Genomic DNA, 23,258 nt, shown 5'->3' with positions numbered 1-23,258 from the left:
GGAATGGAAAACGACAACATTGCTGTAGGATTAGATATTGGAACTACCAAAATTGTTGCCATGATCGGTAAAGAGAACGAATATGGCAAAATGGAAATTTTGGGTATTGGTAAATCCAAAAGTCTGGGAGTTCACCGGGGTGTGGTAAATAATATTACGCAAACCATCCAGTCTATCCAACAAGCGGTTCAGGATGCTGAAACGTCTTCGGGTTTAAAGATTAAAGATGTGGTGGTAGGTATTGCGGGACAACACATTAGAAGCCTTCAGCATAGTGATTATATTACCCGGAATAACAGTGATGAGGTGATAGATGAAGAAGATATTGACCGTTTATGTAATCAAGTTCATAAACTTGTAATGCTTCCGGGAGAAGAAATAATCCACGTGCTACCTCAGGATTTCAAGGTGGACGGGCAGGCAGAGATAAAAGAACCTATTGGAATGTATGGCGGAAGATTAGAGGCGAACTTCCATGTAGTGGTAGGACAGGTCTCTTCAATAAGAAATATTGGCAGATGTGTGAAAAGTGCCGGTTTGGAACTTTCCGGAATCACCCTGGAACCATTGGCTTCAGCGAATGCGGTTTTAAGTCAGGAAGAGAAGGAAGCAGGAGTTGCTTTGATAGATATAGGAGGAGGTACTACGGATTTGGCAATTTTTAAGGACGGCATCATCAGGCATACAGCAGTTATTCCGTTTGGAGGAAATGTAATAACCGAAGACATCAAGGAAGGATGTTCAATCATTGAAAAGCAGGCAGAATTATTGAAAATAAAATTTGGTTCAGCCTGGCCCGGAGAAAATAAGGATAATGAGATTGTATCTATTCCCGGATTACGTGGAAGAGAGCCCAAAGAAATCACTTTGAAAAACCTTTCAAAGATAATTCATGCACGGGTAGTCGAAATTGTTGAGCAGGTATATTTGGAGATTAAGAATTACGGCCACGAAGAACAAAAGAAAAAATTAATTGCCGGAATTGTATTAACCGGAGGTGGTGCGCAGTTGCAGCATTTAAAGCAATTAGTGGAATATATTACCGGGATGGATACTCGTATTGGGTATCCTAATGAACATTTAGCAGGAGATACCGATGCTGAAACAACCAGCCCTATGTATGCCACAGCAGTTGGTTTGGTGTTGAATAGTTTGCAAAGCAGAGCAAGTTTTTCAACCACAAAATCGTTCGCAGATATGGAAGCTTCTGAAGGAGAAAATGAAACTATTTCTGAAGTTGAAGATGAAACAGATGAAACACCAAAGGAGCGTAAACGCTTTTTTGATAAATGGGCTGAAAAGTTCAAAGAATTTTTAGATAACGCAGAATAGGCCTGAAGCGGGCTGACCCATAAATTTTGTAAAGAATTTGTGGCTAAAACATAGTAAAGAATAATTATAAAATCTCACAAAACTAATCATATGAGCAGCAACACAGAATTTGACAACATTTCTTTCGATCTGCCAAAAAATCAATCCAACGTGATCAAGGTCATAGGCGTTGGAGGGGGAGGTAGCAATGCTATTAACCACATGTTCAGCCAGGGAATAAAAGGGGTTGACTTTGTTATATGCAATACCGATGCCCAGGCTTTGGAAAATAGTCCGGTACCTATTAAGATCCAATTAGGAGTTTCCCTTACCGAAGGACTGGGAGCAGGTGCAAACCCAAAAATTGGAGAACAATCTGCGGTAGAAAGTTTTGAAGAAATTAAATCCATGCTGTCTACCAATACCAAAATGATATTTATTACGGCAGGTATGGGTGGCGGTACAGGTACGGGAGCAGCACCTATCATTGCAAAAATGGCCAAAGAGATGGATATCCTAACGGTGGGTATTGTGACCATTCCGTTTCAGTTTGAAGGAAAAATACGCAATGACCAGGCGCATATAGGAGTTGAAAACCTGCGCCAGAATGTAGATTCTTTGGTTGTCATTAACAATAATAAACTACGTGAAGTATATGGTAATCTTGGCTTTAAAGCCGGATTTTCTAAAGCAGACGAAGTTCTGGCAACTGCTGCGCGTGGAATTGCAGAAGTAATTACACATCACTACACGCAAAATATTGATTTACGCGATGCCAAAACGGTATTGTCCAATAGTGGAACTGCGATCATGGGAAGTGCAAATGCATCAGGAGCCCATAGGGCGCAGGAAGCTATTAGTAAAGCTTTGGACTCACCATTGTTAAACGATAATAAAATTCGGGGTGCAAAGAATGTATTGCTGTTAATTGTTTCGGGTAGTGAAGAGATCACCATCGATGAAATAGGAGAAATTAGTGATTACATTCAGGATGAAGCAGGACATAGTGCTAATATCATCATGGGTGTGGGAGAAGATGAAACGTTGGAAGGAGCTATTTCGATCACTGTTATTGCAACCGGATTCAATGCGGAGCAGCAGCATGAAATTGTGAATACCGAATCCAAGAAGATTATCCATACTCTGGAAGAAGAACAACGTGCGGAGCAAATTTTAACTACAGAGCCTACAGCAACACCGGTAGAACTACCTGTACAGGAAATAGAAGATGCCACCAAAGAAGAAGCTGAAGGGCCAGTTATACGGCACAATTTGTTTGAAGACGAAGAGCAACCACCGCAAATGAAATTACCATTTGAAGGATATGTTGAAACTTCACAACTAATCAAAAATATGGATGTTTCATTTGAAGAGATAGACATTCATCATTTGGCCGAATTTGAACAAGTCTTCATTAATGAGATTGATGTAAATGATTTTGTTGTTGTAAAACCTCAAGCTGAAGCTAAAGAGGAGACGTTTGTTATTTCTGAAGCAGAGGAAGTAGAGGGAAAAGAGATAGAAGCAGATTCTGAGGCACTTTCAGAAAGCGAGGAACAAATACTGATGTTTGACCTGCCAGTAGTTCATGATACTTCAGAAGAAAAAGTACAGCAGAAGAAAGTTGAAGAAGCGCCAGAAATACTGACTTCTAATATTGAAGAGATCGAAGTTAAAGATCATATTGAAGTAGTTCCTATTACAGAAGTCTCTGGTGAAGGAGTGAAACGCTACAGTTTGGATGACTATCAGGAAATGGAAACAATGTTGAACGAAGCAAAACCTACTACAACCGAAAAGGAAGTTACTGATGAGGAAATAGTTTTTGAGAAAAAGACTATTGATGCTCCGGAAGCTCCTGAGAAAGATGCAAGCGAACCTGCAGATCCTTTGAACTCACCCATATCAAAAATTTTACGTGATCGGTCAGAAGAACGTAAAAAGAAAATGAAAGAGTTTAATTATAAATTCAGGAACAGTGCTTCAAAAATAGATGATATTGAAAAACAGCCTGCTTATAAACGTATGGGAATTGACTTGGATGACACTACAGAAGATGAAACTAATATTTCACGTACTTCTGTAAATACAGACGATGATGATATTGAACTGCGTTCCAACAACTCTTTTTTACACGATAATGTAGATTAAATCCTAACTGTAACACTTTTTTAATCCGGATGCTTTTCTGAAAGGCATTCGGATTTTTTTTACGCGATAACCTCTTTTTCAATTATAGTATATTGCCTATCTTCGCAATCTATTTTAAAAATTGAGTTATGAGCTTACAAAAGCTGGTCATGGATGCCATGAAAGTGGCGATGAAAGAAAAGAATGCTGTAGCATTACAATCTTTACGTGCGGTAAAATCGGCAATTCTATTGGCTCAAACCGAGAGTGGGGCCAAAGAAGAATTAGCAGAGGCTGAAGAAATAAAGCTATTGCAAAAGTTGGTAAAACAACGAAAGGATAGTGCCGCTATTTTCAATCAACAGGGACGTAGTGACCTGGCAGAACCTGAATTGGCAGAAGCGGCTGTGATAGAACAATTTTTACCGGAACAATTAGGCGAAGAGGAAGTGGCAAAAGTGGTTGACGAAATTATTGCTCAGACCGGAGCTTCTTCTATGAAAGATATGGGAAAGGTCATGGGAATGGCAAATAGCAAATTAGCCGGAAAAGCAGATGGGAAGACCATATCGACAATAGTGAAACAGAGACTGTCAAGTTAGATGATATAGATCTCTGTTTTCGCAGAGATTTGAGGCCGCGTGGCGCAACTGAATAGCGCATCAGATTTCGGCTCTGAGGGTTGGGGGTTTGAATCCCTCCGCGGTCACTACAAGCACAAACCCTGCAATAAAATTGCAGGGTTTGTTGTTTTCAAAAAATCCTGAAGTCTCACTTCGTTTTTTTTGAAAACAACAAATAGTATTGTTGGGCAATGCGGGTTTGTATTTGCAAAGGGAGTGCAGTTGGGATCGATGACAAATATTCCTTCAAAGAAAAAAGAGTTCCTTTTTGAACTTTGTAAAAGGTTATTTCATATTAAAAGAACATTATTTAAGAAAGAAGCGTAGGGTAATTGAGAATTGAACTGTTCTACAACATTAAGCAATTTATTTATATGAAAAATTTCAACACTATTTATTACGTTTTTTTAGCATTATTAGTTTCTTCAATCACGATTGCACAACCGGCAGCTCAGGAATCAACTACAGTAGAATACATTTCGGGTAGAACAGTCAATTTAATGGACGACCCCAACGATTATACAGGGTCACCGTATTATAATAAAGACTTTTTAAAAGGGAGTATTTTAATGAACGGTAAAACTATTGTCTTTAATCAAGAGCTAAGATATAATGTAAGTAAAGAAGAGTTCGAAATTAAGGATCCAACTAATAAGCAAAGTAAAATTGTAAAGACATTGATCAGAAGTAAGGATTTTGAAATAAAAATTGGAGACCTCACTTTTGAATATATCTCTTCTTCAAAGAATAGTCTTAGAGGATATTTCATTACTTTGTTTAAGGGTGAAAATTATTCCTTGTTCAAGAAAATAACTAAAAAGTACATACCATCTCAAAAAGCGGTCAATTCGATGGGTAAAGATATTGAAGCCATGTACCGCGAAAAGGAAGTTCTATATCTTGTGAATGATAATGATGTATTTACAGAATTGTCATCATCTAAAAGCAAGAAAATAAAAGCCTTTGGAGCTTTGAACAAAGAGGTGAAAAATTATACCAAAGAAAATAAATTGAACCTCAATAAGGAGAAGGACCTGATACAGCTGGTTTCTCATGTAGACTCTTTGTAATTAGGTCAGGAGATCTACTGCAGGACATTTACCCCAATAAGGAGCAGTGGTGCCCTACAGACAGATTTCCCTTGACAGCTGAGGAATCCTATCCCATTCTTCGCTCAACTTTTATCGAGGAGTACATTACCCTTTTCTTTTATTGTGAAATTTTGGATTCTTTTGTTTTTAGGCTATGCAGTTAGATTAGCCTGCCAAGTCTTCTTTTATTTTCCTGCGGACTGTCATTTCATTTGCTTTGTTTTCGGATGCGAGTCTAATGAGGTAATTAAAGATTATGGTGTTCTTGGTTTTTCCAAATTTTACCAATCGTACCACCTGTTTGGTAATGGTTATTTTATTTTTTAACGCCATAATGACAATGTCCTTTGTATATCCATAAGGAAGATATTCATCCAGCAGGGTTATTGCAGATAAAGCTTCTTCTTCGGTAAGGTTGTAATTGGTTTGAAAGGCCTTTAATCGTTTATTATAGGAATGACTATCCTTTTGCTTCTGTTTTTTGTTTAAATTTGTTTCCAAGTATTACATATTTTATTGTATACAAATATATTGACTTATAAGTCATAATTACAAATAAAATTGTCATATAAGTATTATTTATATTGATTCTAATATGGGTTTTGGAAAGAAACTAAAATTATATCTTAGGGAAAATCGGTTGAAGCAATTGGAATTTGCTGAATCTATCGGCGTAAACCCATCTCAATTAAATAAAGTTCTAAACGAAGATAGATCCCCTTCTTATGAAATGCTGAGGAATGTAGCATTATATTTTCCGAAGCTGGACCTTAATTGGTTGTTACGAGAGACAGTTACAGAAGTTTCTGAGGATCCGGGGGATTATGTTAGAGGATCAACATCAAGGGTATTGGTTGATGAGATAGAAGAAAAGATCCAATTGTTAAAAGCAACATTGCCTAAAGAATGAAGCATAAAAACATTGAATATTAACACGATAACTATTGAGGTGTAAAACCTCTTCTGTCACTTTTACAAAACCTGTAATTTTTATTGCAGGTTTTTTAATTCAGAAAACAAAAGAATAGAAGAAACAGAGTTGGAGATATATTTTTCCGGAGTTTCCTGGAAGTGCTATATTATAAATATCTTTCTTTAATAATATTGAAATGTCTCAATTCATGGCCTGCTAAATGGTAAGCCAGGGCCCTGACAGTTCGGTTGTTGATATTGCCTACTGCCATTCCGCTCCTCATCAAGGCTTCCTCAGGAAGGTTTTCAAAAAGAGCTATCGTTGCATTTCTAACGGCTTCATATTCACTAAAAATACTGTCCAGACTTCTTTCATTTGCTTTAGAATAAAAAGCATAATCATCTTGTTCAAACCCGTGTAAAGGGCTAGCATCATTACGCGCATACCGAAGTGCCCTGTACGAAAAAATACGTTCGTCATCAATGTTGTGAACCAATATCTCCTTAATGGTCCATTTTCCTTTATCATATCTATAATATAATTTTTCTTCAGGCAGACTGTAAACAAATTCTTTTATGTCTTTCAGGTTCTGCTTTAAATGTTCGAGTATTTTTCCATCATCTTCCAACAGGTCCATATAAATGTGTGAATATGGAGGGTATTCATCTGGTTTGGGTTTTCCTATATATCTCATATTACTTTTCATTGAAGTTCAGTGACCATTCCTTTGCCCATGTCCCAAGTGGTAATAGTAACTCAAAGAGTTCTTTTCCTTGTTCGGTAAGCGTATAACCATTTAGTGTCCGCTCAATTAAACATGCTGCAGTTAGTTCTTTTAATCTTTTATTCAGGCTGGTAGGGGAAATAGTTTCACAGTACTCCTGTAATTTTCTAAAGGTACTGGGGCCGTTATTCAAGTGCCAGATAATTCCCATAGCCCAACTTCTGCCCAGCAGATCGAAGAGCGCCATTATGGGTTGGCCTGATTTTGAGCCTCTTACGGGTTTTCCCGGTATAGGTTGTGACATAATTTTAAATTTACTACATTTTATGTAGCAAAGCTATAAATTGTGTAGCACCTTGCCAAAGAAAAATAAATAAAATCCTTCTGGAAAAATTTGGATAGATAGTATTGTCTTTAATCTATAATGTGTGATCCAAAGATTTTATCTGATTTATATCATTTTTAATGGAAGATCTCACGTCTATCTTTGGTAGTATATGTTGAAGGATACTTTATGGAAGGATCACCACTTATACTAAGAAAAGTAAAGGCATTCTTTATTGAAATGGGGGATATGTCTTTTTTCGCCATTCGTTTTTTTAAAGAAGTCTTTACGAGGCCTTTTGAATTTAAAGAATTACTGCGGCAGTGTTTTAACATGGGCAACAGATCCTTATTACTGGTAGGTGTTACCGGCTTTATTCTGGGATTGGTGTTTACCTTACAATCCCGTCCCACTTTAATGGAATTTGGCGCAGAATCCTGGATGCCTTCCATGGTAAGTATTTCGATAGTAAGAGAGATAGGGCCGGTGATCATTGCCCTTATCTGTGCAGGAAGGATAGGATCGGGGATAGGTGCAGAACTGGGTTCCATGCGTGTAACCGAACAAATTGACGCTATGGAAGTTTCAGGGACCAATCCATTTAAATATCTAGTGGTTACTCGTATCGTCGCTACTACCTTAATGCTTCCTTTACTTATTGTATTTGGAGATACCATTGCATTGGTGGGTTCGGCTATCGTTGAAAATTTAAAAGGAGAAGTTTCTTATCAATTATATTTTAATCAGGTGTTTGACGCTTTAGAGTATAGCGATATCATTCCTGCAACAGTAAAATCCTTCTTTTTTGGTTTCGTTATCGGACTTGTAGGTTGTTACAAAGGATACCATTGTAAAAAAGGAACCGTTGGTGTTGGGGAAGCATCCAACGCTGCCGTTGTATATACTTCCATGTTGTTATTTATAATTGATTTTATAGCTGTTTTTGTAACCGATATATTTTTTGAAGTATAATGAATTCTGAAAAAGAAATAAGACCTGTTCTGGAGTTAAAAGAGCTTAAAAAAAGTTTTGGTGAAAATCATGTACTCAGAGGTTTCAACCTGCAATTGTTTGAAGGTGAAAATCTGGTCGTGATGGGAAAATCGGGTTCGGGAAAATCGGTAATGATAAAATGCCTGGTAGGTTTAATGCAGGCCGACAGCGGAAGCATCCGCATTAAGGAGCAGGATATTACGGTGCTGGGACAGAATGAATTAGATATATTGCGTACCGAAATAGGTTTCTTATTTCAGGGGAGTGCCTTGTACGATTCTATGACGGTTCGTGAGAATCTGGAATTTCCCTTGCGGAGACATAAAGTAAAACTGAAGATAAAAGAAAGCAATGAAACTTTGGTACAAGAAGCCTTAGAGAATGTAGGCTTGGCAGATGCTATCGATCTGATGCCGGCAGAACTTTCAGGCGGAATGAAAAGAAGAGTGGCTCTTGCCAGAGCACTTATTCTAAAACCAAAGATCATTTTGTATGATGAACCAACAACAGGCCTTGATCCTATTACATCCAAAGAAATCATTCAGCTAATGAGGAGCATTCAGAAAAAATACGGAACCTCGTCTCTTATTATTACACACGATGTAGATTGTGCCCGGGTAATATCAAACCGAATTATTTTACTGGTCGATGGGATCAATTACATAGAAGGGACCTATCAGGAATTGATACAATCTGAAGATCCAAAAGTAAAAGCCTTTTTTAAACATTAATGTTATGCAACAATCCACATCACAAAAAATAAGATTAGGAGTCTTTGTTATCTTGGGAACAGCCCTTCTTGTTTCTGCTCTCTATTTTATAGGCAACAGGCAAAACCTTTTTGGGAAAAACATAAAGTTGAATGCGCAATTTACAAATGTGAATGGATTGCAGCTTGGAAATAATGTCCGTTATTCAGGAATCAACGTAGGAACAGTTAGTGGTATTGAAATGATTGGCGAATCAGAAATAATTGTTGAAATGGTCATCGAAGAAAAGATCGGAACCCGCATTAAAAAAAATGCTGTAGCTACCATTGGGTCAGATGGCCTGGTGGGTAGCATGATCGTTAATATTCTTCCGCAAGAAGGCGATTTTTTGCCCATTGTTTCAGGAGATACTATTAGTTCGTACAGTAAAATAGGCACGGATGATATACTAACAACTCTTAATGTTACCAATGAGAATGCTGCCTTATTGACTTCGGACCTGCTAAGAATCACTACTCAGGTACTTGAAGGAAAGGGGACGTTGGGAATGCTTATTAATGACTCAGTTATGGCACAAGACCTGAAACAAAGTATTTTTCAGCTAAAGAGAACGAGTACAGGTGCTTCAAAAGCCATAGGAGAGCTCAATGAGATCATTTCTGCTGTGAACTACAATGAAAGTGTAGCCGGCGTATTGTTGAGTGATAGTATTTCGGGCCAAAAAATGAAAACTATTATTGATAATTTGGAAAGATCCAGTGATCAAATAGGGACTGTTACTAAGAGCTTAGATGATTATTTAAAAGAGATCAAAAGTGGAAAGGGTGCATTGAACTATTTAACAACGGATACAATCTTTGTTAAGAATCTGGATACAACGATGATCAATATTAAGGAGTCAACATACCGATTAAATGAAAATATGGAAGCCCTGAAACATAACTTCTTATTTAGAGGGTATTTCAGAAAATTGGAAAGAGAGAAACAAAAGCGGGAAAAAGATTCTATGAAGAATTTATGAGAATAACATACCTTGTTCCAAGACATTTTTTTGCTTTTTTAAAGCAATGATGGCAGCATTATATCCTATATTAAAAATAGTATCGATGTGATTCATGCTAAAAGTTCCATAATCTACCAGCTTGTTTGGTACGATCAACAGGTCACAATCCTTGAATTTTGAAAGAGCTTCACGGATCATTCCTATTTGATACGCCCTGTTGGCAACCTGATATGAATGTTTTAACTGTTCGATCTTTATTTTTTTAAGAGGATTGACGTATACGCCAATAATTTTGTCACAATCTTTTTTTAAAAGATCTGTTGGAAAATCATTGATTAGACCTCCGTCGATATAATGAGTATTTTCAATTTCTACAGGAGTGAATACTCCCGGGAAAGAAGCTGATGCCAGTATGGGTTTAATTAATTGACCTTCGTGAAAAATCGTTAACCTTCCATCTAAGACATTGGTTGCGGTGATGAAGAGATGTTTCTTTAAAGCGCTAAAATCATCTTCCGGAAAAAATTCTTTAAGGTCGTCATAAAACTTAGTGGTATCTATAAACCCCGGTTTGTTATAGGCGTATCTTTTTATATGAAATATGGGGATATCTTTAAAAAATGTAAGTATTTCCTGCCATGAATAGCCTCCAGCGTACAATGCACCGACTACAGCACCAGAACTTGTTCCTGAAATATGTGTTGGAAAAATGCCGTGCTCTTCCAGCGCTTTTATAACTCCAATGTGAGCAACGCCCCTTATACCACCACCCGATAAAGTAAGACCGATATTCATTGTAAATAAGCTAGGAATAATGAAGGATTAATTTACCGGATTGTTATAAAATGGAAAATGATAATTGTCAGCTATTTCATTTTTTTGAAAAGTAATTACCGTATAATTCTTCCATCTCCCATTTCAATGATCCTATCTGTTTTATTGGCAAAATCTTTATCGTGAGTAACTACCAGAAATGATAATCCTTGTTCATCACTCAATTGTTTGAAGATATTAAAAACATTTTCTGCATTGTAGCTATCCAGATTTCCTGTTGGTTCGTCCCCCATTATTATTGAGGGCTCATTAATTAATGATCTGGCAATGGCGACACGCTGTTTTTCGCCTCCTGAAATACGAGCAGCTCTTTTTTTTGCAAGCTGATCAATTCCCAGGATACGAAGTTTTTCAATGGCATCATGTTCAATTTCCTGAAGCGATTTTTCAGCCAATTTCTTTGCCGGAAGCATTACATTTTCCAACACTGAAAATTCTGAAAGTAAATAATGAAACTGAAATACAAAACCAATGTGTTTGTTTCTTATGTATGATAATTTGTCCCGGTCTTGCCCGGTGATCAATTCATTATTTAAATACAACCCACCTTCATAGTCGGTGTCCATAGTGGATAAGATATATAGCAAAGTAGACTTTCCACAGCCCGATTTCCCCATGATAGAGACAAATTCTCCCTGTTGTACTTTAAAATTAATGTCTTTAAGTACATGAAAAAGAACAGGTTCTTTAAAGTATTTGTTAATATTTTTTGCTTCGAGAACTGTTTTCATATTTTTTGTTATTGTCCTCTAATAATACGAATCGGGTCAATTTTTTTTGCTTTAAGTGATGGCAAATAACCAGCCAAAAATGTTGAAACCATTGCAAACATAATTCCTATAAGGTAGAACCATGGGTTATAATTTATAGGGTAGGTGGTTATAGTTGGTAATGCCTCGGTTTCAAAAGGAATTCTATCTATGGCAGATGATAGTGCATATCCGATGACCAACCCCAAAATCCCTCCTACAATACCTATGATAATTGCCTGACTCATAAAGATCATTTGCACGTCTTTTCCGGAAAATCCGGTGGCTTTTAAAATTGCTATATCATTCATCTTTTCGTAGATGAGCATATTTAAAATGTTGTAGATGCCAAAACCAGCAACTATTAACAATGTTATGGAAACAGCATATGTAATGAGATTTCTAATGGTGGTTCCTGTTTCAAACTGGGCATTGGCGGTATTAATATCTATGGCTTTCAGCTTAAACTGTTGTTCAATTTTTTGCGATAGAGGAAGTGCATTATCTATGTCATATAATTTCAAATTAATATCTGTAATATAATTTTCGGCTTCGCCAAGAATACGTTGTACTGTCTTGATATTGGCAAAACTTTGAATATTGTCCAGATCTGCAATTCCGCTTTGGTAGATTCCCACGATCTTAAGTGGGAATATATCTCCTTTTATAGTACTTATTTGTACTCTGTCACCTATGTGTAGCGACATCTTTTTGGCAACTCCTGCACCTAACAAGATTCCATTATCGTTATTTTGAAGTGCTTGCGGAGTTCCTTCAACTATATAATCTTTAAAATTGAAGAATTCTACCTCCTTTAAAATGTCAATTCCTGTTAAATTACCACCCAATTCTATGGAGCCGGCGATATAAAAAATTTGTGCTTTTATTTGTGGAATAGCACCGCGCACCGTTTCATCTTCATTTAAATACTTTATGATTGGAAGTGCATTGTGAATTCTTTTCTGACTTTGTTTTGGTTTGACAGATTGAACAATATTGATAGAGTTTTCAAATTCTTTATATAGATCGACAGGTTGCTCTTTTGACGGTTCAATCTCATTGAAAATATGTACGTGAGGTGTTTGGTTTAGGATAAGATCATCCAACATGCCATTTAGCCCTGTCATGAATCCCACCAGAGTAATATAAGACCCAATACCAAAGGTAACTCCTAAAGCTGCAATAGAAGTTTGTTTGATTTTAGTAAGCAAATGTGTTTTTGCTATGCTTAATATGACTTTCCAGTTGATCATTCTTCAGGCTTATAAATCCAGGTTTCTTTGGTAATTCCCGAAAGTACTTCTACTGTATCCATACTTTGAAGGCCAATGACGATCTCAATGATACCTTCGTCAGTCCGAATTTTGGTATCATCAATTAAATATTGTTTCGGAATTGTAAGTGCTTCATTTTTAGTTTGGACGACAATATTTGCTTCACCTGATAATCCCGGATATAAAATTTCCGGGCTTTTATAAAAAAGAGCTTCTACTTTGAAAGTTTGATTTCTTTCATCTTTTTTTGGATAAATCTTACTTACATTGGCTGTAAAAATTTGGCCATTGTAAGCATCCAGATGAATAACAACTTCTTGCCCCACCTTAATTTTTACAATATCCACTTCATCTACAAGCATTTCAACTATAAAAACATTTGCGCTTCCTACAGAAGCTAAAGGTTCTATAGTATTGACGACCTCTCCCGGGTTTTTTAATAATGCATATACTTTGCCATTGATCTTACTGTTAACAGTAAAATCTTTTGTAGTAATTATTGAGGTTTTATAATTATTTTCAGCTTGTTGTAATTGAGTCTGCAACTCGTTTTTGGTTAGCGTGTATTTACTTTCTAAGAGGTTTAATGTATTTAAAGAAAGCTCGTAAGTAAGTTTTTTGGTATCATATGCTACTTCAGACCCAATTTGTTGCTCCCAAAGACTTTTTTGTCGAAAATAATTAATGGAATCGTTTATTGATTTAAGCTTTGCCGCATTGATCTCCTCTTTAATATTTCCCAGAATGGTTGCACTTCCTGCATAGTTTTTTTGTGCAAGCTCATATGCAAGCCTTGCGTTTTCTGCATTTAGTTTTGGGTTGCTGTTAATAATTTGTAATAATGGCTCTTCCTTAGAAACTAGATCACCTTCTTCCACAAGATTTTTATCCAAAATACCATTTACACCAGCGAATGCTTGATACAAACTATCTGGTTGTATAGTTACTGAAGAATAGACAGATTCTGTAATAGAAGTAATATTAGGCTGTATTTTTTCTTCATTATTGTTACAAGAAACTAAAATGAAAAAAAGAAACACAAAAATGATAATCTTATACATCGTTTTTCTTTTGATTCAAATTTCTGCTAAAATCGAATCTCGTTTAATGATAAATATCATATTTATAGAAGCTTAACACCTTTAAATTTGAGAGGTAAATCCTAAAAACATTTATAGAATGGACATCTCTATTTTTTTAGCTAAGTTCTGGGGCTGGTACTTACTGATCTTTTTTTTCATATTAAGTTATAACCCAAATCGCATCAAACAAATTTTTGAAGATTTAAAAGATCAAAAATTTGTGATACTGGCAGCTTTTATGGCTATTATCATAGGATTACTCAACATTCTTTTTCATAATGTCTGGGAATCAGATTGGAGGCTCATTATAACGCTCATTGGCTGGATGGCATTAGGTGAGGGGTTGATGTTGTTTACATTCCCCAAACTAATAACCAAGTGGCTTGAGTTTATCAATATAAAACTGGTACAAGTTATTTATGTTCTTTTGTTTTTAGTAGGAGTCTTCTTGCTGAATATTGGTTATCAGGTAGTTCCTTACTAAAATAGAAAGCTGGCAGCTATTTAATAACTGCCAGCCACTAAAAAACAACTAATATAAGCTGGAATTAATCTAATTCCAGTTCTTTTTTAGCGAGGTAGAAATCTACCTTCTCATAAGTAGTATTTTCTATTATGTCCTCCATTTCGGTTAAAGTTTTAGGAGGAGGTACAATTACTTTATTTCCTTTTTTCCAATTTAGAGGTAATGCCACCTTATGCTTATCTGAGGTTTGCAGTGCTTCTAAAGCTCTAAGGATTTCATCCATATTACGCCCAACATTTAGCGGGTAATACATGATCAACCTGATTTTTAAAAAAGGATCTATAAAAAACACAGCTCTTACGGCTGTAGTTTCACTTTCATTAGGTTGCAACATACCATATAATTTGGCAACCTTCATATCTATATCCGCTATGATGGGAAAGTCCAGATATACATTGGTCTTTTCTTTTACATTATTTACCCAGGCCAAATGTGAATGTATACTATCAATACTCAAGCCCATTAGCTTTGTATTAAGTATTTCAAACTCATTTTTTCTTTCAGCAAAACCACTTAACTCGGTAGTGCATACAGGTGTAAAGTCTGCCGGATGTGAAAACAGAACAACCCACTTTCCATTGGCAAATTCAGAAAAATTTAGTTTACCATGTGTAGTGACTGCAGTAAAGTCCGGAGCATCATCGCCAATTCTCGGCATTATATTCATCTCATTATCTATAGTTTCCATAACTTTTGTTTTATTGTTTATTTCTCAGCAAAACTAACTGTAATTCTATTCTTTTTCAGCAACTTATGTTACATAAAGAACATATTTTGATTAGGCTGGAAAGTACTATTTAAAGATTAAATGTAAAATGAGATTTATCATATTTTGAGATCTTTCTGAAAGCTGATGATTATCATTTTTATCTGCGTAATTCTTCAATACTTTAGGTGTTTGCTAAACTCTTATTATGAAAACACTTAAGATGACTACAAGGCTTTTAGTTGCTATATTATTCACTACAACTATGTTTTCCCAGGAGAAATGGTCTGCAGAATTCAGACCCGGAATTAATTTTCCAACCAAAGCTATAGACGGTTCAGACCTAACAGCTGGATTTGGCTTTGAAGTGAAGGTATCTTATTATGTGATGCCACACCTTTCTGCTTATGCAGGTTGGAGTTGGAATCAATTCAACATAAAAGAAATATCTCCAAATGACCCTAAAATTGATGTTCAGGAAGCAGGTTACACTTTTGGTGCCGAGCTTAAACTACCAATAAGTGAACCTCCAATATCCTATTTCTTAAATGTCGGAGCTGTTTATAATCATATAGAGTTAGAAAATAACGCCAATAGCACAGTTTTAGACACAGATCACGGTTTTGGCTGGCAATTGGGAGGAGGTATATCCTATGAGTTTGTAGATAATTGGAATTTACGCCCGGAAGTTCGTTACAGATATCTTTCAACGGATATAGAAATAGAAAATATTAATAAAAAGATATCACTTAGCTATATTGGTTTTGGGGTTGGACTATCTGTCAGGTTCTAGATATTACAAAAATGAAATACCTATTTGTCCTTTTACTATTATTTCATGGATCGATCCATTTGATGGGTTTTGTAAAAGCGTTTAAAATAACCCAGATAAGCCAGCTTACAAAGAATATTACAAAACCTTTGGGGTTGGTTTGGTTGTTTGCAACACTTCTATTTCTGGTTACTATTCTTCTGTTTCTTTTAAAAGTGGAAAAATGGCCTTTGCTTGCAGTAATTTCGGTGATTATTTCGCAAGTATTGATAACGCTGTTTTGGCAAGATGCAAAATATGGAACTTTTGCAAATATAATTATCTTAGTAGTTGCAATACAGGCCTTTGCAGATCATAGATTTACTAAAATAATCCAAGAAGAATCCAGTGAATTGTTGCACCAGATAAGAATTGAAGATTTTGAAACTTTAGAAATGGAAGATATTTCCGGTTTACCAATAATAATTCAGAAATGGATGCTATATTCAAATGTAGTTGGCAATAATAAAGTGGTTTCGGCCCGGTTGAAACAAAAAGGAGAAATGAGAACCAAGCCGGAAAGTACATGGATGTCTTTTACCGCACAACAGTATTTTGATATTAATGCTCCTTCCTTTGTTTGGAGTACTACTGTCAGTTCTAATCTGTTGTTTAAATTAAAAGGGCGTGATAAATTTAAAGGTGGAGAAGGAGAAATGCTTATTAAATTGGCTTCGGTAATTCCAGTGGCTGATGAAAAACCAAATGAAAAGGTAAATTCGGGAACTATGCTTCGGTTTTTAGGTGAGATGTGTTGGTTTCCCTCAGCGGCATTAAATGAATATGTAGTTTGGGAACAACTGGATGCAACTTCAGCAAAGGCAACACTAACGATAAACGATAAAAGTGTTTCGGGAGTTTATACTTTTTCTGAAGGAGGAAAATTTATTGCTTTTGAAGCAGATCGTTACTATGGAGGAGGTGAAGATGCAAAGCTCGAAAAATGGTACATTGAGGCTAAAGGATTTAAAGAATTTGAAAATTTTAATTTACCATATAAATGTAATGTTACCTGGAAGTTGGCAGAAGGAGATTTTAACTGGCTAAAGGTAGAAATAACGGATTTGAAGTATAACACAATTGAATTATACAAATAACACTAATGCTTAAAGAACTTAGGGAAAACTACGGAGATCTTTTTGAAGAGGAATTACTTCAGGAAATAAACCATGTTGGTATTTTTAAAAATGTTGCTGAAGGCTATAAATTCATAGAAATTGGGGATTACGTGAGGTCTGTACCTTTATTAATTTCTGGCGCCATAAAAATATTAAGAGAAGATAATGATGGTGATGAATTACTGCTTTATTTTCTGGAACGCGGAGATACTTGTGCCATGACAATGACTTGTTGCATGGGACAAACTAAAAGTGAGATAAGAGCTGTTGCAGAATTAGATACCGAACTTATAATGATCCCGGTGCAAAAAATGGAAGAATGGACCGGGAAATACAAGAGTTGGAGAAACTTTGTTTTTGAAAGCTATCACAATCGTTTTAATGAATTGTTGGAGATCATAGACAGTATCGCTTTTTTAAATATGGACGAACGACTGTTAAAATACCTTCGCGATAAAGTAAATGTTACAAAAAGTACAACCGTTCATAGCACACATCAGGAAATCGCATACGAGCTTCACACTTCGAGAGTTGTGATTTCGCGATTATTGAAAAGACTTGAACTACTAGGAAAAATAGAGCTTCACAGAAATAATATCAAAATTATTTCTCTATAATTCTTTTTTTGTAACATTAGTTACATCTTTATAGTATCTTGCCAAATATTTTTGTCAAAGAAAAAGCAAACAATAGATAGTGGAAATAACAGAAGTATTAGGGTACGTTGCAGCCTTGATAATAGGTGTCATTTTAGGACTTATAGGCGGTGGAGGTTCCATATTAACTGTACCAATCTTTGTATATCTTTTATATATTAATCCTGTAACGGCAACTGCATATTCACTATTTGTTGTAGGTGTTTCTGCCTTGGTAGGTGCCTTTCAGAATATGAAAAAAGGGCTGGTAGATTTTAAAACAGCCATTGTATTTTCAATTCCTGCTTTCATCGCAGTATATGCTACCAGAAAATTTATTGTTCCTGCAATTCCAGAAGAATTATTTTTTATAGGAGATAATTTGGTTACAAAGAACGTTGGGATTATGGTGTTTTTTGGTATCATTATGCTCTTAGCTTCTTTATCCATGATCTGGTCAAAATCTAAGGACCCTGAAGAAACAGTTGCTGTAACGTACAACTATCCATTAATTATTATAGAAGGATTGGGTGTGGGCTTACTTACCGGTATTGTTGGTGCGGGAGGAGGCTTTTTAATCATTCCTGCTTTGGTTCTCCTGGCAAAACTACCTATCAAAAAAGCTATTGCTACCTCTTTGCTTATTATAGCAATTAAATCTTTAATTGGATTTATTGGTGACATAGAGAATATGGATATTGACTGGGCTTTCCTTCTAAGTTTTTCTTCCTTATCGGTAGCGGGTATTTTTATAGGTGTTTGGTTAAACAAATTTATCAATGGGAAAAAGCTGAAAAAAGGCTTTGGATGGTTTGTTTTAGTTATGGGTATCTACATTATTATTAGAGAATTCACAAAATAAAATTAATGTAACTAAAGTTACTGAAAACTTCTTGAGACTGTTGTATTTTTGTTCTCATAATTGATCATAATAGATTTGATATGAAGATAGAACAAATATATACCGGTTGCTTAGCTCACGCGGCATATTATATTGAAAATAATGGAGAAGCAGCAATTTTCGATCCTCTTAGAGAAGTACAGCCTTATATAGACCGTGCCCAAAAGGACAATGCAAAGATCAAATATGTTTTTGAAACTCATTTTCATGCAGACTTTGTAAGTGGCCACTTGGACCTTCAAAAAAAGACAGGTGCAAAAATTGTATTTGGCCCTACTGCAAAGCCTGGTTATGATGCCATTATAGCCAAAGACAACCAGTTATTTGAAGTTGGTAACTATAAAATAAAAGCGATCCATACACCCGGCCATACAATGGAGAGTACTACATACCTTCTAATAGATGAAAATGGTGAAGAGCATGGCATTATTACCGGAGATACCTTATTTATAGGCGATGTGGGAAGACCGGATTTGGCACAGCATGTTATATCTGAACTTACAGAAGAAAAACTGGCCGGACATTTGTACGATTCTCTTAGAAATAAGATAATGCCTTTGAGCGACGACCTGATTGTATATCCAAATCACGGGGCAGGATCTGCTTGTGGGAAAATGATGAGTAAAGAAACAACAGATACCTTAGGGCATCAGAAAAAAGTAAATTATGCTTTGAGACCTGACATGACCAAAGAAGAATTCATTACAGAACTATTAACTGGCCTTACCCCACCCCCCGGATATTTTCCTCAAAATGTTTTGTTGAATATAAAAGGGTATGAAAGTTTAGATACTATCTTGGAAAGAGGAGGGAAACCTTTGTCACCGGAAGCTTTTGAAATAGTAGCTAACGAAACTCAGGCGTTAATGCTCGATACCCGGGACCCTGAAGATTTTGCAAAAGGATATATCCCAAATTCCATCAATATTGGACTCAATGGCAATTTTGCCATGTGGGTTGGAGAAATGATCCCGGATGTAAAACAAGAAATACTATTAATTACCTATCCGGGCAAAGAAGAAGAAGCAATGACGCGTTTATCCAGAGTTGGATATGACCATACCATAGGATATTTAAAGGACGGTTATGAGTCCTGGAAAAATTCAGGAAAAGATACTGAAACTATAAAAAGAATTACTGCTGAGGATTTTGAAAAAGAATACAAACTAAATAATTCGTTGGTATTTGATATACGAAAGAAGAGCGAATTTGATTCGGAACATGTTATAGGGGCAGTAAATATTCCTTTAAATGAAATAAATACACATTTGGCTCAGTTTCCAAAGAACACGTCATTTATACTACATTGTTTAGGTGGTTACAGGAGTATGATAGCGGCATCCATTCTGAAACAAAGAGGCTGGAATACTGTTACAGATGTTATTGGAGGCTTCAGAGATATTTCCAAAACAGAGGTGCCAAGGTCTGAATATGTTTGCCCAACAACAATGCTATAAAAAATATAAAATTAAACTCTGGCAGGTTAAAGGTTTACCTGAGAGTTGTTTTGGTTGATTAGATTGAGGAAGCAGTCTGTTAACAGACTGCTTCCTTTTAAAAAACGATGAAAAAAATAATTGTAATTATGTCCTTTTTAAGTTCACTTTTTAGCGCTACAGCTCAGAATTCAGAAAATATTAAAATATTAAACACAGCTAATTTTAAAGAAGCCATTAGTATCGGTAAAGTACAATTAGTTGATGTTCGTACTCCTAATGAATACAAATCTGGCCACATAAAAAAAGCCATTAACATAGACTTTTTTCAGCAATCAATTTTTCGCGAAAAAGTTAGTAAACTTGACAGAGGTCAACCTGTTTATTTATATTGTCGTTCCGGCGCCAGGAGCAGGAAAGCTGCCGGAAAACTTATAGATATGGGCTTTACAATGATATATGACCTGAAAGGTGGCTATATGGCCTGGAAATAAATTAAAAATCTAAGATGATGGAAAAAATACTAGTGATTGTGATGGCCGGTTTGCTGACTTTAAGTTGTACTAATCAGGAAAAAATGGAAACTCCAGGTGAAATGGACCTTGCCTCTAAAGTTGAATATGGGGACAAAATTGTAAATAAAGTGGTTTTTGAAAGTGAAAACTATAAGATGATACTGTTTGCTATAAAGAAAGACCAGATATTAGAACCGCATTCAGCCCCAATGGATGCTCCTTTGGTAATTTTGGAGGGTAGTGCTAAGATTACAATAGGTAGTAATGAATACTTTGTTACCAAAGGTGACATGATAAACCTTCCAAAGGATATAGATCATGGAGTATATCCGGAAACCGATATCAAGTTTTTATTACTGAAATAAGTATTTTCTATGAAAAATATACTCATATTGGGCATTGCTTTGATATCATTTGGATGTAATGATGTTCCGGAAAGTAGTTATGAAATGATTTCCGGGAATTCTGAAAGTGCTAGTTATATAAATGAACAGGAACATCCCGGAAAGAGATTAATGGAATCTAAATGTAATGCCTGTTATGACCCTTCGGCATCTATGGAGAATAGACTGGCACCTCCAATGATCGCAATAAAAAGGCATTATATAACTGAAGGTACTACAAAGAAAGAATTTATTAAAGATATGCTGGACTGGATCAAGGAACCTTCCGAGGAAAAGTCTAAAATGCCGGGTGCGGTAAAACGTTTTGGAGTAATGTCTTTTCAGAAGTTTTCGGAGGAAGATATTATCAAAATTTCAGAATATATCTTTGAAAATGATATAGAGCAACCAGAATGGTTTGAGGCTCATTTTAGACAAGGACGAGGCAAAAGAAAGGGCTAAAGTTTAGACCCGAAAGACAGATCTCCCGCATCTCCTAATCCGGGGATGATATATCCTTTACTATTTAGGTCATCATCTATTGCGGCAATCCATAGGTGCGTATCTTCAGGAAAAATACTATTTACATGATCAACCCCTTTTTTTGAACCAATTACTGAAACAATATGGATCTGTCCGGGTTCGCCATGATCTTTAAAAGCTTTTAAAACATTCTCCAGTGTTTTTCCAGTAGCCAGCATTGGGTCTGTCAATATTAAAGTTTTATTATCAATACCCGGAGAGGCCAAGTAGTTTACAATAACATCAAAATCATCATTACCTTCCGGATGGTGTCTATAAGCAGAAATAAAGGCATTTTCGGCTTTGTCAAAATAGTTTAGGAGCCCTTGATGTAGTGGCAACCCAGCTCTCAAGACAGAACACAGAACAAGTTCATTTTTAGGAGATGAAATACTTTTAGTTCCTAAAGGAGTTTCTATTTCTCTTGGTTGATACTGTAAGGTCTTACTTAACTCATAACTTAAAATTTCTCCAATGCGTTGAATATTCTTTCTAAAACGCATCATGTCTTTTTGTATATCAACATCTCGCAACTCTGCTATAAATTGATTTAAAACAGAATCTTCTTCTTCAAAATTGTGAATGACCATAACTGCTAAATTTATCCTAAAATTACGTTTTTATAATATTAGTTGGCAGGATATTTTCCATATAATTATTATGTTGCACATTATTGTATTTTCAGAATAAAAAATGAGATACTTTCGCTAGTTGCAAATGACATATATCATTTTTTTTGTGAGAATTCCCCAGTAAGTTTGATAAAGTAAAATAAAGAGTTATGAATATAGAAATCCAATATGTAAAAATGCCAACGAGTGAGACCATGTCTGTTTATGTGACAGAAAAGCTTGAAAAGATGGCAAAAAAATACGACTGGTTAGTTAGGGCACAGGTGTTTTTTAAATTTGAAAAGGACCCTGCTGGAAAAGGAAAGATTTGTGAAATTGAATTAAGTGCACCGGGCCCAAGATTGTTTGCTACTTCAAAAGAAAAGAATTTTGAAATGGCAGTAAAAGAAACAATTTCCGACCTAGACAAACAATTAAAAAAGCGTAAAGCAAATTTCACTTCACATTAAAAACCAAAACATGAAAAAGATATTAGTACCTATTGACTTTTCAGAACATTCTGAATATGCTTTAAAAGCAGCTGCAATCATTGCAAAAAAGCAAAACGCCGAAATCATAGCCCTGCATATGATGGGCCTATCTGAAGCAGTCATTAATAAAAATGAATCCAAAGAAGCTTTTGAAGCTATGTATTATTTAAAATTGGCAGAAAAGAGATTCGAAGAATTCCTGGACAAAGAGTACCTGGAAGGAATTAAAGTAACAGATTCTGTTTATAACTATAAGCACTTCAATGAGATTAATGAAGTAGCCAAAGATCGGGGAGCAGACCTTATAGTAATGGGATCTCACGGAAGTAGTGGTTTAAGTGAAGTTTTTGTAGGTTCTAATACAGAGAAAGTTGTAAGGACTTCAGAAATTCCGGTACTGGTCATTAAGAACCCAATTAATGGTTTCAGTTTTAAAAATATTGTGTTTGCCTGCGATTTTGAAATAGAAAGCATTCCGTCATATCAAAAAGCAAAGAAGCTGTTTGATATTTTCGATGCAGATGTTCACTTATTGTATGTAAACCTTCCAAATGAAAAATTTAGAAGTACTGGACAAATAGAAGAAAAGGTTCGTGAGTTTATTCATAAAGCAGATTCCGGAAGTATGGATAGCTTAGAAAAAGTAGTATATGTATCCGATTATTCAGTTGAAGACGGGGTCTTCACTTATAGCAATAAGATAAATGCAGATGCAATAGCGATCTCTACGCATGGTCGCCGTGGATTAGCACATTTCTTCTTCGGAAGTGTAGGGGAAGACCTCGCAAATCATTCGGATATACCGGTGCTTACTTTCAAAATATAATGAATACAGTTTAAA

The 23,258-nt window shown here is 35.7% G+C and carries 28 protein-coding genes and 1 tRNA gene; 20 read left to right on the top strand and 9 right to left on the bottom strand.

The annotated features are described in order from the left end of the window. The first annotated feature begins 3 nt into the window (after positions 1 to 3). The 5 genes from ftsA to ACY2RT_RS05270 all read left to right on the top strand — a co-directional run bounded on the left by ftsA (position 4) and on the right by ACY2RT_RS05270 (position 5,134). Complete coding sequence (gene ftsA / locus ACY2RT_RS05290; protein ID WP_490154836.1) at positions 4 to 1,332, top strand: cell division protein FtsA; 1,329 nt, start codon at positions 4 to 6, stop codon at positions 1,330 to 1,332. A gap of 90 nt (positions 1,333 to 1,422) precedes the next feature. Continuing rightward, complete coding sequence (gene ftsZ, locus ACY2RT_RS05285; RefSeq protein ID WP_490154835.1) at positions 1,423 to 3,462, top strand: cell division protein FtsZ; 2,040 nt, start codon at positions 1,423 to 1,425, stop codon at positions 3,460 to 3,462. Positions 3,463 to 3,590: 128 nt separating this feature from the next. Continuing rightward, positions 3,591 to 4,043, top strand: coding sequence for a GatB/YqeY domain-containing protein (locus ACY2RT_RS05280; protein ID WP_490154834.1), 453 nt, complete (start codon positions 3,591 to 3,593; stop codon positions 4,041 to 4,043). Positions 4,044 to 4,076: 33 nt separating this feature from the next. Continuing rightward, a tRNA-Arg gene (locus tag ACY2RT_RS05275) sits at positions 4,077 to 4,150 on the top strand. A gap of 288 nt (positions 4,151 to 4,438) precedes the next feature. Next, on the top strand, positions 4,439 to 5,134 hold the full coding sequence (locus tag ACY2RT_RS05270) for a hypothetical protein (RefSeq protein WP_490154833.1): 696 nt from the start codon (positions 4,439 to 4,441) through the stop codon (positions 5,132 to 5,134). Positions 5,135 to 5,320: 186 nt separating this feature from the next. Here ACY2RT_RS05270 and ACY2RT_RS05265 read toward each other — a convergent pair whose 3' ends face one another. Next, entirely contained in the window at positions 5,321 to 5,656 is a 336-nt protein-coding gene (locus ACY2RT_RS05265; RefSeq protein ID WP_490154832.1) for a hypothetical protein, read from the bottom strand. Positions 5,657 to 5,750: 94 nt separating this feature from the next. Between ACY2RT_RS05265 and ACY2RT_RS05260 the strand changes: the two genes are divergently transcribed. Then, complete coding sequence (locus ACY2RT_RS05260) at positions 5,751 to 6,065, top strand: helix-turn-helix domain-containing protein (protein WP_490154831.1); 315 nt, start codon at positions 5,751 to 5,753, stop codon at positions 6,063 to 6,065. Positions 6,066 to 6,234: 169 nt separating this feature from the next. On the opposite strand, the gene ACY2RT_RS05255 is transcribed toward ACY2RT_RS05260, so the two are convergent. Together ACY2RT_RS05255 and ACY2RT_RS05250 are read right to left on the bottom strand one after the other, a co-directional pair. Further along, a complete protein-coding gene (locus ACY2RT_RS05255; RefSeq protein ID WP_490154830.1) occupies positions 6,235 to 6,762 on the bottom strand; it encodes a DinB family protein in 528 nt (175 codons plus the stop codon). Position 6,763: 1 nt separating this feature from the next. Next, positions 6,764 to 7,096: a winged helix-turn-helix transcriptional regulator gene (locus tag ACY2RT_RS05250; protein WP_490154829.1), complete on the bottom strand. Its 333-nt coding sequence runs from the start codon at positions 7,094 to 7,096 to the stop codon at positions 6,764 to 6,766. 210 nt (positions 7,097 to 7,306) lie between these two features. Between ACY2RT_RS05250 and ACY2RT_RS05245 the strand changes: the two genes are divergently transcribed. The 3 genes from ACY2RT_RS05245 to ACY2RT_RS05235 are packed head-to-tail and all read left to right on the top strand — an operon-like array spanning position 7,307 to position 9,841. Next, positions 7,307 to 8,089 carry an MlaE family ABC transporter permease gene (locus tag ACY2RT_RS05245; RefSeq protein ID WP_490154828.1) on the top strand — a complete coding sequence of 261 codons (783 nt, stop codon included), beginning with the start codon at positions 7,307 to 7,309 and terminating at the stop codon, positions 8,087 to 8,089. Further along, positions 8,089 to 8,841, top strand: coding sequence for an ABC transporter ATP-binding protein (locus tag ACY2RT_RS05240; RefSeq protein ID WP_490154827.1), 753 nt, complete (start codon positions 8,089 to 8,091; stop codon positions 8,839 to 8,841). The genes ACY2RT_RS05245 and ACY2RT_RS05240 overlap by 1 nt, the downstream gene beginning before the upstream one ends. 4 nt (positions 8,842 to 8,845) lie before the next feature. Continuing rightward, positions 8,846 to 9,841 (top strand): MlaD family protein, encoded by a 996-nt coding sequence (locus tag ACY2RT_RS05235; RefSeq protein WP_490154826.1) that lies wholly within the window; start codon positions 8,846 to 8,848, stop codon positions 9,839 to 9,841. Here ACY2RT_RS05235 and ACY2RT_RS05230 read toward each other — a convergent pair. From ACY2RT_RS05230 to ACY2RT_RS05215, 4 genes are all read right to left on the bottom strand, one after another. After that, entirely contained in the window at positions 9,836 to 10,618 is a 783-nt protein-coding gene (locus ACY2RT_RS05230) for a patatin-like phospholipase family protein (protein WP_490154825.1), read from the bottom strand. The genes ACY2RT_RS05235 and ACY2RT_RS05230 overlap by 6 nt on opposite strands. A 95-nt stretch (positions 10,619 to 10,713) precedes the next feature. Then, complete coding sequence (locus ACY2RT_RS05225; RefSeq protein ID WP_490154824.1) at positions 10,714 to 11,388, bottom strand: ABC transporter ATP-binding protein; 675 nt, start codon at positions 11,386 to 11,388, stop codon at positions 10,714 to 10,716. Positions 11,389 to 11,396: 8 nt separating this feature from the next. Beyond that, complete coding sequence (locus ACY2RT_RS05220) at positions 11,397 to 12,659, bottom strand: ABC transporter permease (protein ID WP_490154823.1); 1,263 nt, start codon at positions 12,657 to 12,659, stop codon at positions 11,397 to 11,399. Beyond that, entirely contained in the window at positions 12,656 to 13,741 is a 1,086-nt protein-coding gene (locus tag ACY2RT_RS05215) for an efflux RND transporter periplasmic adaptor subunit (protein WP_490154822.1), read from the bottom strand. The genes ACY2RT_RS05220 and ACY2RT_RS05215 overlap by 4 nt, the downstream gene beginning before the upstream one ends. 118 nt (positions 13,742 to 13,859) lie before the next feature. Between ACY2RT_RS05215 and ACY2RT_RS05210 the strand changes: the two genes are divergently transcribed. After that, on the top strand, positions 13,860 to 14,246 hold the full coding sequence (locus ACY2RT_RS05210) for a hypothetical protein (protein WP_490154821.1): 387 nt from the start codon (positions 13,860 to 13,862) through the stop codon (positions 14,244 to 14,246). Positions 14,247 to 14,310: 64 nt separating this feature from the next. Here the strand turns inward: ACY2RT_RS05210 and ACY2RT_RS05205 are convergent, their stop codons facing one another. Further along, positions 14,311 to 14,976, bottom strand: a complete 666-nt coding sequence (locus ACY2RT_RS05205; RefSeq protein ID WP_490154820.1) for a peroxiredoxin — start codon at positions 14,974 to 14,976, stop codon at positions 14,311 to 14,313. 226 nt (positions 14,977 to 15,202) lie between these two features. Between ACY2RT_RS05205 and ACY2RT_RS05200 the strand changes: the two genes are divergently transcribed. The 8 genes from ACY2RT_RS05200 (at position 15,203) to ACY2RT_RS05165 (ending at position 21,255) form a co-directional block, all read left to right on the top strand. Then, positions 15,203 to 15,787, top strand: a complete 585-nt coding sequence (locus tag ACY2RT_RS05200; RefSeq protein WP_490154819.1) for a porin family protein — start codon at positions 15,203 to 15,205, stop codon at positions 15,785 to 15,787. Positions 15,788 to 15,798: 11 nt separating this feature from the next. Beyond that, positions 15,799 to 16,902: a DUF6920 family protein gene (locus tag ACY2RT_RS05195; RefSeq protein ID WP_490154818.1), complete on the top strand. Its 1,104-nt coding sequence runs from the start codon at positions 15,799 to 15,801 to the stop codon at positions 16,900 to 16,902. A gap of 5 nt (positions 16,903 to 16,907) precedes the next feature. Further along, positions 16,908 to 17,540 carry a Crp/Fnr family transcriptional regulator gene (locus ACY2RT_RS05190; RefSeq protein WP_490154817.1) on the top strand — a complete coding sequence of 211 codons (633 nt, stop codon included), beginning with the start codon at positions 16,908 to 16,910 and terminating at the stop codon, positions 17,538 to 17,540. A gap of 79 nt (positions 17,541 to 17,619) precedes the next feature. Continuing rightward, entirely contained in the window at positions 17,620 to 18,420 is an 801-nt protein-coding gene (locus ACY2RT_RS05185) for a sulfite exporter TauE/SafE family protein (RefSeq protein WP_490154816.1), read from the top strand. An 80-nt stretch (positions 18,421 to 18,500) separates the two neighbouring features. Continuing rightward, entirely contained in the window at positions 18,501 to 19,916 is a 1,416-nt protein-coding gene (locus ACY2RT_RS05180) for an MBL fold metallo-hydrolase (RefSeq protein WP_490154815.1), read from the top strand. A gap of 107 nt (positions 19,917 to 20,023) precedes the next feature. After that, complete coding sequence (locus tag ACY2RT_RS05175) at positions 20,024 to 20,389, top strand: rhodanese-like domain-containing protein (protein WP_490154814.1); 366 nt, start codon at positions 20,024 to 20,026, stop codon at positions 20,387 to 20,389. 17 nt (positions 20,390 to 20,406) lie between these two features. After that, the gene (locus ACY2RT_RS05170) at positions 20,407 to 20,775 is read left to right on the top strand and encodes a cupin domain-containing protein (RefSeq protein ID WP_490154813.1); all 369 of its coding nucleotides are present in this window, start codon (positions 20,407 to 20,409) and stop codon (positions 20,773 to 20,775) included. A 9-nt stretch (positions 20,776 to 20,784) separates the two neighbouring features. Further along, positions 20,785 to 21,255, top strand: a complete 471-nt coding sequence (locus tag ACY2RT_RS05165; RefSeq protein WP_490154812.1) for a hypothetical protein — start codon at positions 20,785 to 20,787, stop codon at positions 21,253 to 21,255. Here ACY2RT_RS05165 and upp read toward each other — a convergent pair. Next, entirely contained in the window at positions 21,252 to 21,905 is a 654-nt protein-coding gene (gene upp / locus ACY2RT_RS05160; RefSeq protein ID WP_490154811.1) for a uracil phosphoribosyltransferase, read from the bottom strand. The two genes, ACY2RT_RS05165 and upp, sit on opposite strands and share 4 nt — an antisense overlap. Before the next feature lie 191 nt (positions 21,906 to 22,096). On the opposite strand from upp, the gene hpf reads away from it, so the two are divergent. Then, positions 22,097 to 22,396 (top strand): ribosome hibernation-promoting factor, HPF/YfiA family, encoded by a 300-nt coding sequence (gene hpf / locus ACY2RT_RS05155; protein WP_490154810.1) that lies wholly within the window; start codon positions 22,097 to 22,099, stop codon positions 22,394 to 22,396. 10 nt (positions 22,397 to 22,406) lie between these two features. After that, entirely contained in the window at positions 22,407 to 23,243 is an 837-nt protein-coding gene (locus ACY2RT_RS05150; RefSeq protein ID WP_490154809.1) for a universal stress protein, read from the top strand. The last annotated feature ends 15 nt before the right edge of the window (positions 23,244 to 23,258 follow it).

It is taken from the genome of Ulvibacter sp. 2210JD10-4, from assembly GCF_058148525.1.
The sequence above is the reverse complement of the archived record's forward strand: the minus strand, read 5'-3'. Positions and strand labels throughout refer to the sequence as shown.